The organism is Desulfovibrio aminophilus DSM 12254 (genome assembly GCF_000422565.1).
Taxonomy (GTDB): Bacteria; Desulfobacterota; Desulfovibrionia; order Desulfovibrionales; family Desulfovibrionaceae; genus Aminidesulfovibrio; species Aminidesulfovibrio aminophilus.
In genome coordinates, this window is record NZ_AUMA01000010.1 from 214763 (window position 1) to 228363 (window position 13601).

Consider the following 13601-nt stretch of genomic DNA (forward strand, 5'->3'; position numbering starts at 1 on the left):
CATGTCCCCACAACAAAGTCTGACCATCACCCCCCTGGGCGGACTCGGCGAAATCGGCCTGAACTGCATGGCCTTCTCCTCGCCCGAAAGCACGGTCCTGGTGGACTGCGGCCTGATGTTCCCCGAGGACTATCTCTTCGGCGTGGACGTGGCCATTCCGCGCTTTGACGTACTCCTGGCCCAGAAGGACAAACTCAAGGCCATCGTCCTGACCCACGGTCACGAGGACCACATCGGCGCCCTGCCCTGGCTCCTGCCCTACGTGAACGTGCCGGTCTACGGTTCGAGCTTCACCCTGGCCCTGGTGGAGAACAAGCTCCGGGAGCACAACCTCGACCGCTGGGCCGACCTGCGGCCCGTACGCGCCGGAGATCGTGTGGTTCTGGACGACTTCGCCTTCACCTTCATCCCGGTCTGCCACTCGATCATCGAAGGCTTCGGCCTGGGCATCGAGACGCCCATGGGCCGCGTGATCCACACCGGCGACTTCAAGATCGACCGCAACCCCCTGGATGGCCACGCCACGGATCTGGAGGCCTTCCGCCGCTTCGCCGAGCCCGGCGTGACCCTGCTCCTCTCCGACTCCACCAACGTGGAACGCGAGGGCTTCGCTCTCACCGAGCGGGAGATCAAGGCCAGCCTGCGCGAAATCTTCGGCCAGGCCAAGGGCCGCATCCTCATCTCGCTCTTCGCCAGCCACATCCAGCGCATCCAAGAGATCATCGATCTGGCCTCGGCTTTCGGCCGCAAGGTGGCCGTCAGCGGCAAGAGCCTGATCCGCAACATCGATACCGCCCGCGAGCTGGGGCACCTGCGCGTGCCTCCGGGAGAACTGGTCGAGGTGGAAGATGTGCAGGGCCTGCGCGACGACGAAGTGGTCATCCTGCTCACCGGCTCACAGGGCGAACCCCTGGCGGCGCTCTCGCGCATGTCCATGGACGAACACCGCTCCCTGTCCATCCAGAAGGGCGATCTGGTGCTGCTCTCCTCCCGCTTCATCCCGGGCAACGTCCTGGCCATCACCAAGGTCATCAACCGCCTCTACCGCCTGGGCGCGGAAGTCCTCTACGAGAAGGTCCAGGCCATCCACGCCTCCGGGCACGCCCACCGCGAGGAACTGCGCATCATGCTGGAGACCGTGCGCCCCAGGTACTTCATCCCGGTGCACGGCGAATACCGCCACCTGGTCAAACACCGCCGCCTGGCCCTGGAATGCGGGGTGGCCGAGGAACGCGCCCTGGTGCTCGAAAACGGTTCGCCGGTGACCTTCCTGGAAGGCGGCATCCGCCTGGAGGAAGCCGTGGCTTCCGAACGCATCCTGGTCGACGGCAAGGGCGTTGGCGACGTGGGCCAGAGCGTGCTCAAGGAGCGCCAGCTCCTGGCCGGCGAGGGCATGGTCATCGTCATCGTGGTCATGGACGAGAACACCGGGGTCATCATCCACGGCCCGGACATCCTTTCCAAGGGCTTCATCTTCGAGCAGCAGTACGCCCACCTTCTGGACGACGCCAAGTGCGTGGTCCTGGACGTCTTCGAGGACACCAACCCCTCGGACCTGAAGCGCGTCAAGGAAAAGATCCGCTCCAGCCTGCGCCGCTTCTTCCGCAAGATCCTGGAGCGCGACCCCGTGGTGGTGCCGCTCGTCATCAGCATCTGAAATTGGACAGAACCCGGCGCTGCTGCTAGGCTCGTCATTTCCATACGTCCACCAACCCCGGAGCCGGCATGCGTATCCTGCGCGTTCTCTACAACCAGCGGGCCTTCTACGCCTCCATCCTCGACCGCGACCACCTGCTCTGCCTGAACAAGGCCTTGGGCCTGGACGAGCCCATCCCCCTCCGCGAGGTCCGGGTGCTGCCCGTGGTCCTGCCCACCAAGATCGTCTGCGTGGGCCTGAACTACAAGTCCCACGCCGAGGAGATGGGCCTCGCCCTGCCCTCCGAGCCGCTCATCTTCCTCAAGCCGCCCTCGGCCGTGGTCGGCAGCGGCGATGCCGTCGTCCTGCCGGAGGGCTGCGGCCGGGTGGACCACGAGGCCGAACTGGGCATCGTCATCGGCCAGACCGGGCGGCATATCCGCCCCGAGGACGCCGCCCGGCACATCTTCGGCTACACCTGCGCCAACGACGTCACCGACCGCGAGATCCAGAAGCGCGACGGGCTGTATGCCCGGGCCAAGGGCTTCGACACCTTCTGCCCGGTGGGGCCCTGGATCGAGACCGAGGTGGCCGAACCGCGCGATCTGGCCGTGCGCGCCCTGGTCAACGGCGAGGTGCGCCAGGACGGCAACACCCGGGACATGATCTTCGGACCAGCCGAACTGGTGTCCTTCATCTCCCGGGTCATGACCCTGCACCCCGGCGACCTCATCCTCACCGGCACCCCTGCGGGCATCGGGCCGCTCGCCCCCGGCGACACGGTCAGCGTGGAGATCGAGAACGTGGGCCTGCTCATCAACCCGGTGTCCGCCGAAAGCGGCGGCGCGGAGCAGATCCAGTAGGTCGGAAGGATCGCCGCCCCCTTGCTTTCCAACACGAGGCAGTGTAAAGAGCCTCGTTTCATACAACGCACCCCGGCATCACTCCAGGTCCCGACGACAGTCGCCGGGCCAGGGCCGGGGGAGGAAAAACCAGGAGGAATCATGTCTTACGTCACCATGAAAGAGATGCTGGAGACCGGCGTCCATTTCGGTCACCAGACCCGCCGCTGGAACCCCAAAATGCGGCCCTACATCTTCGGTTCGCGCAACGGCATCCACATCATCGACCTGCAGCAGACCGTGAAGCTCTACCAGAAGGCCCACGACTTCGTGGCCGACGTCTGCGCCCAGGGCGGCAAGGTGCTCTTCGTGGGCACCAAGCGCCAGGCCCAGGAGGCGGTGAAGGAAGAGTCCGCGCGCGCGGGCATGTTCGCCGTGACCCAGCGCTGGATGGGCGGCACCCTGACCAACTTCCAGACCATCAAGAAGAGCATCGAGCGCCTCAAGAACCTCGAAACCATGTTCGCCGACGGCAGCATCAGCAAGTTCCCCAAGAAGGAAATCGTGCACATGGGCCGCGAGGTCGAGAAGCTCAACCTCGCCCTGGGCGGCATCAAGGACATGCACGAGCCGCCGAGCTGCGCCTTCATCATCGACCCCAAGCGTGAGCACATCGCGGTCATGGAATGCCGCCGTCTCGGCATCCCGGTGGTGGCCGTGGTGGACTCCAACTGCGATCCCGACCTGATCGACCACATCATTCCGGGCAACGACGACGCCATCCGCGCCATCAAGCTCTTCACCACGCACATCGCCGAAGCCTGCATCGAGGGCGCGGCCCGTTACGTGGAGGTCAAGCCCGAGGTGGTCGAGTCCAAGGAAGAAAAGCCCGCCGAGGAGCGCAGGCCCCGCCCGGCCAAGCCGAAGACCGGCGCCAAGCCCAAGCCGCGACCCAAGGCCGAGGCCGAACCCAAGACGGAAACCCCCAAGGCCGCTGCCGAGCAAACCCCTGAGGCCGCCGCCGAGGGTCAGGAGGAGAAGGAATAATGGCTGAGATCAGTGCTTCCATGGTGAAAGACCTGCGCGAGAAGACCGGCGCGGGCATGATGGACTGCAAGAAGGCCCTGGTGGAAAGCGGCGGCGATATGAACAAGGCCGTGGACTACCTGCGCGAGAAGGGTCTGGCCAAGGCCGCCAAGAAGGCCGGCCGGGCCACCTCCGAGGGCTTCATCGGTTCCTACATCCACTCCAACGGCAAGATCGCCGTGCTGGTGGAGCTCAAGTGCGAGACCGACTTCGTGGCCAAGAGCGACCAGTTCCGCGAGTTCGCCCGCGAACTGGCCATGCAGGTCTGCGCCGCCAACCCCATCTGCGTCTCCGAGGACCAGGTCCCCGCAGACATCCTGGAGCGCGAGAAGGCCATCTACAAGAAGCAGGCGATGGAAGAGGGCAAGCCCGAGAACATCGCCGAGAAGATCATGGAAGGCCGCCTGAAGAAATTCTACCAGGAAGCCTGCCTGCTTGATCAGGCCTACATCAAGGACGACAAGAAACGGATCAAGGATCTGCTCAACGAGTTGATCGCCCTGCTGGGGGAGAACATCCAGATCGGGCGCTTCACGCGCCTGGCCCTGGGCGAAGACGCCGCGGGCGAGTAAGAAAAACAACGGGCCGCAAGGCCCGTTTTTTTTGCCAAAAGACGAGGAACACTATATGGTCACCTCGGGCCCGGCGCCCGAAAACAAAGGGAGAAGCATGGACAAGCTGCGCTACTCGCGGGTATTGCTCAAGTTGAGCGGCGAAGCCCTGGCCGGGGATCAGAAGTTCGGCATCCAGCCCGCGGCCATCAACACCTTCTGCCGCGAGATCGCGGAGGTGTCCCAGGCCGGATTGCAGGTCGCCCTGGTCATCGGCGGCGGCAACATCTTCCGGGGCATGGCCGCCAGCGAACAAGGCATGGAGCGCGTCCAGGCCGACTACATGGGCATGCTGGCCACGGTCATGAACGCCCTGGCCGTGCAGGACGCCCTGGAGAAAATGGGCTGCTCCACCCGGGTCATGACCGCCATCGACATGAAGGAGGTGGCCGAACCCTACATCCGGCGCCGCGCCGTGCGCCACCTGGAGAAGGGCCGCGTGGTCATCTGCGCCGCGGGGACCGGCAACCCCTACTTCACCACGGACACGGCCGCGGCCCTGCGCGGCATGGAGCTCAAGGTCGACGCCATCCTCAAGGCCACCAAGGTGGACGGAGTCTACGACAAGGATCCGCGCAAGTTCACCGACGCGGTGCGCTACGAAAGCGTGACCTACATCGAGACGTTGGAAAAGCGGTTGGGCGTCATGGACTCCACGGCCATCTCCCTGGCCCGGGACAACGCCATGCCGATCATCGTCTTCAACCTGTTCAAGGAAGGCAACATCCGCCGGGTCGTCACCGGAGAACCGGTGGGGACCATCGTGCAAGGAGGGAACTAAACATGCAGTCGCTTCTCAAGGACGGCGAGAAACGCATGGACGGGGCCATCAAGAGCCTGGAGAAGAGCTTCACCAAGCTGCGCACCGGGCGCGCCTCCACGGCCCTGGTGGAAAACGTGGTGGTGGACTACTACAATACCCCCACGCCCTTGAACCAGATCGCCTCCATCTCCGTCCCCGATCCCCGGAGCATCACCATCCAGCCCTGGGACAAGGCCGCCTTCAGCGCGGCGGAGAAGGCCATCCTCAAGTCCGACCTCGGACTCACCCCGATCAACGACGGCAAGATCATCCGCATCAACATCCCGCCCCTGACCGAGGAGCGCCGCAAGGATCTGGTCAAGGTGGCCAAGAAGGACACCGAGGAGGCCAAGGTGGCCGTGCGCAACGTGCGCCGGGACATGAACGAGGCCCTCAAGAAGATGCTCAAGGACAAGGCCATCACCGAAGACGACGAGCGCAAGGGCGTGGACGACGTCCAGAAACTCACGGACAAGTACATCAAGTACTGTGACGACACCCTGGCCAAGAAGGAAAAGGAAATCCTGGAGATCTAGGAGCACATGCTGCCGCGACACATCGCCGTGATCATGGACGGCAACGGACGCTGGGCCCGGCAGCGCGGGCTGCCCCGGAGCGAAGGCCACAAGGCCGGAACCGAGGCGGCCCGCGCCGTGGTCACCCGCTGTCGGGAGTTGGGCGTCCGACACCTGACCCTCTACACGCTCTCGCGCGAGAACCTCTCCCGCCCGGCCGAGGAGTTGAGCTACCTCTTCGATCTGCTGGTGCGGTTCCTGAAGAAGGAGACCCGCCTGCTTCTCGAGCAGGACATCCGCCTGAAAATCCTGGGGGAGGTGGACGGTCTGCCCTTCGGCGTACGCCAAGTGGTCCGCTCCGTGGTCGAGAAGACAAAAGACTGCGGTTCCATGACCCTCAACCTGGCCCTGAACTACGGTGGCAGGGACGAAATCCTGCGGGCCTGCCGCGCGCTCCTGGCCAAGGGCCTGGACCCGGCGACGCTCACCGAGGAAGCCTTCGCGGCCGAACTCTACACTGCGGGCCAGCCGGACCCCGACCTCATCATCCGCACCAGCGGGGAGCTGCGGCTCTCCAATTACCTGCTCTTTCAGGCCGCCTACGCCGAGTTCTACTTCACGGATCTCTACTGGCCGGACTTCTCCCCGGCCGAACTGGACAAGGCCCTGGAAGACTACGCCCGCCGCCAGCGTCGTTTCGGCAAGACCGGCGACCAGTTGACCGCCGGGGAGTGAACCGCCCGGGGAAACCCTCCGCTCTCCGGGGTCAAGCCTCGTCGATCTGCTCGGGATTGAGTTCCGCCTCGGCGTATTCCCGATGCAGGCCGCCCTGTATGAAGAGGTCGAAGACCTCCGGGTCGATGTGCTTGTCCTTCTTCATGAACCCCAAAATCTTCAGGGCCTGCGAGAGCTTCATTGGCTGCTTGTAGGGCCGGTCGCTGGCGGTGAGGGCTTCGAAGACGTCGGCCACGGCCAGAATGCGGGCCTGCAGCGGCAGGGCGTCGGCCGTGAGATGGTTGGGGTAGCCGCTGCCGTCGAGCTTCTCGTGGTGGCTCCCGGCGAAGACCGGAATGCGGGCCAGGCGCTTGGGAAAGGGCAGCCGGGAGAGCATGGCCGAGGTGACCACGGCGTGGTTCTCGATGACCTTGCGTTCCTCATCGGTGAGGGAACCCTTGCGGATGGTCAGGTTGCGGACCTCGTCCTCGGTGAGGTAGGGCTGCATGCTTCCGTTCAGGGCATAGGTCTTGGCCGCGATGCCGCGGACCCGCTCGATCTTGGCGTCGTCCATGAACTCGCCCGGGCTGTTGCAGGCCAGCACGAAGTCGCGCTCCTCGACCAGTTCCCGCCGCCGCTCCTCGAACCCCTCGGCCATGGTCCGCATGGCCTCCCGCGAATCTCCCGCCGAGGCCATGTTGATGAGCCGCTCCAGCAGGTCGGTCTGGAGCGACTTCTCGATCAGGGCGAAGCGCAGGCGCACCAGCTCCGCGCGGTCGAAGATGGTCTGGAGCTTGGTGCTCTTGTCCACCACGTGCTCGGGCGTGGTGATCTTGCCCACGTCGTGCATCCAGGCCGCCAGCCGCAGCTCCTCCAACTCCTCTTCGTCGAAATTCACGTCCTTGAACGGGCCCTCGGCCTGGGCGTTGATCGCTTCGGCGATGCTCATGGTCAGCTTGACCACCCGGTCGATGTGGCCCTTGGTATAGGGCGACTTGGCGTCGATGGCCTCGGCGATGCTCTGAATGAAGGAATAGAGCAGACGCTTGAGGTCTCGGATGAGCTGGGTGTTGGTCAGGGCCACGGCGGCCTGGGAGGCCAGGGCCCCCACCAGGCCGATGTTCCGCGGCGAAAAGGCAGTGACCGCGCCGGAGACCGGATCCAGAGCATTCAGGAGCTGGAGCACGCCGATGATGTCGCCCTCATGGTTGGTCATGGGCACCACGAGCATGGAGGTGGAACGGTAGCCCGTGGCCTGATCGTACTTGCGCGGCCCGGTGAAGTCGAAGCCCTCGGCCTCATAGACGTCCGGAATGTTGACCAGTTCGCGGGAGAGGGCCACATGGGAGGAGACGTTGGCGTGGTTCTCCGCGCCATCCGGTGTATAGAGCGGCACGGGCGGCAGGGTGATGACCAAGCCGCTGGTGCCGCCCATGCGGGTCTTCATGGTGTCGTTCTGGAGGATGACGAAGTCCAGGTGGCGTCCCGCGTCATCGACGATGTAGAGCGTCCCGGCGTCGGCCCCGGTCAGGGCCCGGGCCTCGTCCACGATCATCTCGAAGAGCCGGTCGATGTTCCTCTCGCTGGAGAGGGCCAGGCCGATCTCGGTGAGCCGCTCCAGGTGACGGGCCGTGGTGTTCAGATCCTCTCCGTTCCCACCGGACGCAGCCGATGTCTTCTCCCGCGAGTCGGAACCCATGTCGTCCCCCGTGAGGCCGAAACGGGCGCCTTCCGCGCGCTCCGGCCGGTATTCCTGCTGTCCTAACACGTTTTGTTCCCTCGGGAAACCGCGTATCCGGGAGGATTCCCTCCAGGTTGCCGTCCTCCCGGGAATCGTTTACACAAAACCACTTGCGGCGAATGCCGCCAACATGGCCCGGAGCCCGCATGGATTCCTCGCATCAGAAACGCATCCTCACCGGAGTTCTGCTCCTCCTCGTGCCGACCCTCGGCCTCTATTACGGCGGCTGGGTTCTGGTGACGGTTCTGGCCGTGTTCTGCGGCTTGGCGCTCTGGGAATACCTGAGCCTGTTCTGGCCCCAGGGCCGCCTGGGTCTCAAGGTGCAGGGAGTGATCTGCGGCGCGCTGCTTCTGGCGGCCTTCCACAGCGGCAGCGCGAACCTCGTGGGTCTGGCCCTGCTGGCTGGCTTCTGGTGCGCGGGCATGGGCTTCCTCTTCGGCTACAGCCGGGCCCCGGAAAACACCGACTTCCGCGACGCCGCAGTGTTCCTGGCCGGACTCGTCTATCTGCCCGTGACCTTGCAATTCTTCCTACACTTCTCGCCTCTTGAAAGCATCCTGGTCATCCTGGCCGCCGCCGTATCGGACACGGCGGCCTTCTATGCCGGAACCCATTTCGGCAAGCGCCGGATCTGGCCCTCCATCAGCCCCAAGAAATCCTGGGCCGGAAGCGTGGGCAGCCTGCTCGGCTGTCTGGCCCTCTGCCTGGGCCTGGGGCTGTCTCTGGGCCGGGCGTCCTGGTGGGCCTTCGCCCTGCTGGGGCTGGCCCTGAACGCGGCGGCCCAGATGGGCGACTTTTTCGAGTCGGCCCTCAAACGCCGCCTGGACATCAAGGACTCGGGCAAGATCCTGCCCGGCCACGGCGGCCTGCTCGACCGCGTGGACAGCCTGCTCCTTCTGGTCCCGGTCTACGCCCTGGCCCGGACCCTCGTGCCCTTTTTCGGAGACTGACGCGCGATCGCCGTGAACACCTACATATCCGCCTGGCCGCCTTCGGTGCTCCAAGACCGCTTTCCCCGACGGGTCGCCGTGCTCGGCTGCACCGGCTCCATCGGCGTGAACGCCCTCAAGGTCGTCGCGCTCCACCCCGACCTGCTGCGCATCAGCGCCCTGGCCGCCGGACGCAACGCCACCTTGCTGGCCCAACAGGCCGCCGTCTTCCGCCCTCCGCTCCTGGCCGTGCTGGATGAGGCCGTAGCGACGACCCTGCGCGCCGCCCTGCCCTCCGGCTACTCGCCGGAAATTCTCGTGGGCCCGGCGGGATACGAGACCGTCGCCGCCCAGTCCGAGGCCGACGTGGTGCTCTCGAGCATCGTGGGCGCGGCCGGTTTTCCGCCCACGCTGGCCTCCGTGCGGGCCGGAAAGATCGTGGCCCTGGCCAACAAGGAAAGCCTCGTCCTGGGCGGGCACCTCATCCGCGCGGCCTGCCGCGCCACCGGGGCCGTGATCCTGCCCGTGGACTCGGAGCACAACGCCCTGTTCCAGGGACTCCTGGGCCACGGCGGCGAGACGCCCACCCGGCTCATCCTCACGGCCTCCGGCGGCCCGTTCCGGGGCCGGACACGGGAGGAACTGGCCGGAGTCACCGCCGCCCAGGCTCTGAACCACCCCAACTGGTGCATGGGCCCGAAGGTGAGCATCGACTCCGCGACGCTCATGAACAAAGGCCTGGAGATCATCGAGGCCTGCCACCTTTACGGCCTGCCCGCCGAACGCGTGGACGCCGTGGTCCATCCGCAGAGCATCGTGCATTCCCTGGTGGAATACGCCGACGGTTCCCAGATCGCCCATCTGAGCCACCCGGATATGCGCCTGCCCATCGCCCACTGCCTCTGCTTTCCCCGCCATCTGCCCCTGGGCCTCAAGACCCTTGACCTGGCCCGGGTGGGCAGCCTGACTTTCGAGGAACCCGACGACGCGGCCTTCCCCTGCCTGGGCCTGGCCAAGGCGGCCTACGCCGCGGGCGAAAGCCACCCCATCGTGCTCAACGCCGTGAACGAAATCGCGGTGGAGCGCTTCCTGGCCGGGGCCATCGGCTTCCTGGACATCCCCCGGATTCTGGAGAAGGCCCTGAGCGAACACCAACACTGCCCCGTGGGGCGGCCCGAGGACGTGCTCTCCCTGGACCGCGCCGCGCGGGCCCGAGCCTTCGAACTGCTGTGAGCGGCCTTCCCTTTTGCCGGAAAGGCACTATACTCTGGCATCCCATGCACACCGAGCACACGAGGAAGCATTCGTGACAAGCGCCATCGCCGTCGTCCTGGTCCTGAGCGGACTCATTTTCTTCCATGAACTCGGCCACTTTTTGATGGCCCGCGTCCTGGGCATCGGAGTCAAGGCCTTTTCCCTGGGCTTCGGCCCACGCCTTCTGGGCTGGCGCAAGGGCCCCACGGACTACCGGCTCTCGGCCGTGCCCCTGGGGGGCTATGTGAACCTGGCCGGGGAAAACCCGGAAAATGACGAAGGCGACCTGGAGTTCCCCAAGACGGCCCTCTTCAACCTGCGGCCCGCCTGGCAGCGCATGCTCGTGGTGGCCGCCGGTCCCGTGTTCAACTTCTTCCTGGCCTGGCTCATCTATTGGGCCCTGCTCTTTTCCTACGGCCAGGCCGCGCTCAAGCCCGTGGTCGGAGACGTGCTGCCCGACAGCCCGGCGGCCCGGGCGGGCATCCTGGCCGGGGACACGATCACCGAGGTGGACGGCCGCAAGGTGCTCAGCTGGAACGAGATGACCATGACCATCCAGACCGGCGGCTACCGGGCCATGCCCCTGGTCCTGCTCAGGAACGGGGAGGAGATCGCCCTGTCCGTGGAGCCCGCCACCCGGGAGCTGGACGCGGACGGCCGCTCGGTCAAGGTGCCCATGATCGGCATCCGGGCCTCGGGCGAGACCATGATCCTCGTGCCGCCCCAGGATCTCTGGCGCAGCGCCCTGGGCGCGGGCCGCGAAACCTGGGAGAAAACCTGCCTCATCGGGCGCGGCATCGCCAAGATGGTCAGCGGCGAAATCTCGGTGAAAGAGGTGGGAGGCCCCATCCTCATCGCCCAGGAAGTGGGCCGTCAGGCCCGCTCGGGCCTGGCCGAGGTGCTGGCCCTCACGGCCTTCATCAGCCTGAACCTGGGCCTGCTCAACCTCCTGCCCGTGCCCGTGCTGGACGGCGGCCACATCGTCTTCTTCGGCTACGAGGCCGTGTTCCGACGGCCGGTGAGCGAACGCCTGCGTTTGGTGGCCACGCGCATCGGCATCGCCTTCCTCTTTCTGCTCATGGGACTGGCGCTGTTCAATGACCTCTACCGAATCCTGGCCTGACGCGGCGCCCCTGCTCCTGGTCCTCGACGGCTCCGGGGACCGCCTGCACTTCCTCCTGGCCCAGGAGGAGGGCGACGGCCTGTCCCCGCTCTGTCACCAGACCTGGGCCGTTGCCGGACAATCGGCGCGCTTCCTGGCCCCGGCCCTGCAGCACGCCCTGGCGCTCTTCGGCCGTCGCGCCGCGGAAATCCGCCGCATCGCCTGCCTGCGGGGGCCAGGCGGCTTCACCGGCACCCGGCTGGCCCTGGCCCTGGCCGAGGGACTGGCCGCGGCCACCGGGGCCCTGCGCGCGGGCCTGGACGTTCTGCCGCTGCTGGCCGAGGCCCCGGCGGACCTAGGCACAGGCAGCGTGCTGCCCCTGACCTGGTCCCGCAAGGGCCAAGTCTACGCCCAGGCCTTCGCGGCTCCCGGCCTCTCGCCCCTGACCGAGGCGGCGGCCCTGCGCCTGGAAGATGTCCTGGAGTTGTGCGGCCGCCTGCCCGGGCCCGTGACCCTGTTGGGCAACGGTCTGCACCGCAACCTGCCGTTTTTCCGGGAAGGCCTCGACGCACGACGGAACGCGCGCCTCCTGGGCCCGGACTGGAACCAACCGGGAACGGAAACGCTGCTCCGGGCCGCATCCCGCGCCAAGTACGCCGACCGCCCCGTGCAGCCGCTCTACCTGCGGGCCTCGGACGCCGAGGACAACCTGCCGGAATTCGCCCGGGCCAGGGGACTGGACCCGGAAGCGGCCCGAACCCTGCTCCAGCCGGGCACCAGCCTCAAAACCACGTTCTGATGCCCGTCCCCGGCCAGGGGCTGTCGCTCCGCCGCCCGAGGGCGGCGCGTTCTCTCATGTTTCGTGGAAGGAATCAGGCGGTCAGGCGGTCCAGGGTCGCTGCCATCTGGCGGCCCAGGGGCGTCTGCAGGGACATTTCGCGCTCCAGGTTGGTGATTCCCTTGAGCACGGTGGAATGCTTGCGGCCCAGGCGTTCGCCGATGACCGACAAGGACAGGCTGGTGTGCTTGCGGGCCAGATAGAAGGCCGCGTTGCGGGCCGCGACCACCGCCTGCTTGCGACTTCTGGAGGCGAGCTGCTCGGGGGTCAGGGCGAAACTCTTGCAGATGAAATCCAGGATGCGCTCGAAATCCGGTCGGGCGTCGGTCACGGCGTAGTTGCGCAGCACGTCCCAGGCCAGATCCAGAGTCACGGCCTGATTGAGCAGCCGAGCCTTGAGCACCAGGTTGCGCAGGCAGCTCTCCAGCTGGCGGATGTCCGAGGTCACGCGCTCAGCCAGCAACTCGGATACGGATTCGGGCACCGTCACCTGCAAGGTCTTGGCCTTGCGCTCCACGATGCGCCGCCGCGTCTCGAAATCCGGCTTCTCGATGCTCGCCAGGAACCCGGAGCAAAACTGGGAGACCAGGGTCGAGTCGAGCCCGGCCAGTTCCCGCGGCAGGAAGGAACTGGTGCAGACCACTTTGCAGCCCCGGGCCTGCAGGGCCTTGAGCGTACAGAGCAGTTCGTCCTGCATCTTCTCCTTGCCCTGAAAGAAATGCACGTCCTCGAGCAGCAGCACGTCCACGGCCTCGCGGAATTCGGCCTTGAAACGCGACACCTCCCGGGCCTTGATGGCCAGGACGAGCCGGGTGGCGAACTCCTCGGCGGTGAGGCAGGCGATGTGCGGCGCGCGACGGTTGCCTTGGGTCGAAAGGGCCTGGCCGATGCCGTGCAGAAGGTGGGTCTTGCCCAGGCCGGGACCGGCGCCGAGGAAGAGATTGTCGGCGGTCAACGTGCCCCTGCACAGGCTGGAGGCGGCGGCCCAGGCCAGCTCGTTGCAGGGGCCGACCACGAAGTCGTCGAGGTTGAAGCGCCACTTGTTCTGGGCCACGGGGCGGGGTGTATGCACGATAGGCAGGCCCAGCTGGCTCGGCGCGGGGTGGACCGCCTCGGTCACGACGACAGGCGTCGACGGGGCTGGAACTCGGCGCACCACGACCTGAACATCGGGGCGGGAGCCGAGAATTTGGGCCGCGCAGTCCGCCACCTCGTTCAGCAGGCGGTCGCGTACCCAGGCGGCGACGAAATCGTTGGGCGCCATCAGGCGTAGCGCCCCATCGACCACTTCCCCGTCCAGGGGTTTGATCCAAACGGTAAATAGTCTGGAATTCAGATTTTTTTCCAGAGCGGCGTAGATATGCTTCCAGGCGTCGGTGACCATGTTCCGCGTTGTATGCAATCGGTCGGAAGCCAACAACGCGAATAAACGGCCGACGCCGTCGCTTTCCCTTTCGCTTCTCTACAACATAACACATTGATATAAAAGCTATTAGTCCTATCCCTCGGTTCCGACCGTCACACGCTCTCC

At 66.0% G+C, this 13601-nt stretch carries 13 protein-coding genes; 11 read left to right on the top strand and 2 right to left on the bottom strand.

Annotation, left to right across the window (positions count from 1 at the left end; genetic code table 11):
• The first annotated feature begins 1 nt into the window (after position 1).
• From H587_RS0108825 to uppS, 7 genes are all read left to right on the top strand, one after another.
• Positions 2-1657: a ribonuclease J gene (locus tag H587_RS0108825; RefSeq protein ID WP_027175963.1), complete on the top strand. Its 1656-nt coding sequence runs from the start codon at positions 2-4 to the stop codon at positions 1655-1657.
• Positions 1658-1725: 68 nt separating this feature from the next.
• A complete protein-coding gene (locus H587_RS0108830) occupies positions 1726-2499 on the top strand; it encodes a fumarylacetoacetate hydrolase family protein (RefSeq protein ID WP_027175964.1) in 774 nt (257 codons plus the stop codon).
• A 141-nt stretch (positions 2500-2640) separates the two neighbouring features.
• Positions 2641-3525, top strand: a complete 885-nt coding sequence (gene rpsB, locus H587_RS0108835) for a 30S ribosomal protein S2 (RefSeq protein WP_027175965.1) — start codon at positions 2641-2643, stop codon at positions 3523-3525.
• The gene (gene tsf / locus H587_RS0108840) at positions 3525-4136 is read left to right on the top strand and encodes a translation elongation factor Ts (protein ID WP_027175966.1); all 612 of its coding nucleotides are present in this window, start codon (positions 3525-3527) and stop codon (positions 4134-4136) included. Before rpsB ends, tsf begins: the two co-directional genes overlap by 1 nt.
• 97 nt (positions 4137-4233) lie before the next feature.
• Positions 4234-4956: a UMP kinase gene (pyrH, locus tag H587_RS0108845; protein ID WP_027175967.1), complete on the top strand. Its 723-nt coding sequence runs from the start codon at positions 4234-4236 to the stop codon at positions 4954-4956.
• Between the two features lie 2 nt (positions 4957-4958).
• A complete protein-coding gene (gene frr / locus H587_RS0108850) occupies positions 4959-5513 on the top strand; it encodes a ribosome recycling factor (protein ID WP_027175968.1) in 555 nt (184 codons plus the stop codon).
• Positions 5514-5519: 6 nt separating this feature from the next.
• Positions 5520-6227, top strand: coding sequence for a polyprenyl diphosphate synthase (uppS, locus tag H587_RS0108855; protein ID WP_027175969.1), 708 nt, complete (start codon positions 5520-5522; stop codon positions 6225-6227).
• 31 nt (positions 6228-6258) lie between these two features.
• Here the strand turns inward: uppS and H587_RS0108860 are convergent, their stop codons facing one another.
• Positions 6259-7905 (bottom strand): HD family phosphohydrolase, encoded by a 1647-nt coding sequence (locus tag H587_RS0108860; protein WP_084630555.1) that lies wholly within the window; start codon positions 7903-7905, stop codon positions 6259-6261.
• 188 nt (positions 7906-8093) lie between these two features.
• Between H587_RS0108860 and H587_RS0108865 the strand changes: the two genes are divergently transcribed.
• The 4 genes from H587_RS0108865 (at position 8094) to tsaB (ending at position 12031) form a co-directional block, all read left to right on the top strand.
• A complete protein-coding gene (locus H587_RS0108865) occupies positions 8094-8897 on the top strand; it encodes a phosphatidate cytidylyltransferase (RefSeq protein ID WP_027175971.1) in 804 nt (267 codons plus the stop codon).
• Between the two features lie 12 nt (positions 8898-8909).
• Positions 8910-10109, top strand: coding sequence for a 1-deoxy-D-xylulose-5-phosphate reductoisomerase (gene dxr, locus H587_RS0108870; protein ID WP_027175972.1), 1200 nt, complete (start codon positions 8910-8912; stop codon positions 10107-10109).
• 73 nt (positions 10110-10182) lie between these two features.
• Positions 10183-11253, top strand: coding sequence for an RIP metalloprotease RseP (gene rseP, locus H587_RS0108875; RefSeq protein WP_027175973.1), 1071 nt, complete (start codon positions 10183-10185; stop codon positions 11251-11253).
• Positions 11228-12031, top strand: a complete 804-nt coding sequence (tsaB, locus tag H587_RS0108880) for a tRNA (adenosine(37)-N6)-threonylcarbamoyltransferase complex dimerization subunit type 1 TsaB (protein WP_027175974.1) — start codon at positions 11228-11230, stop codon at positions 12029-12031. Before rseP ends, tsaB begins: the two co-directional genes overlap by 26 nt.
• Before the next feature lie 73 nt (positions 12032-12104).
• Here the strand turns inward: tsaB and H587_RS0108885 are convergent, their stop codons facing one another.
• Entirely contained in the window at positions 12105-13454 is a 1350-nt protein-coding gene (locus tag H587_RS0108885; protein WP_027175975.1) for a DnaA ATPase domain-containing protein, read from the bottom strand.
• Positions 13455-13601: the final 147 nt, after the last annotated feature.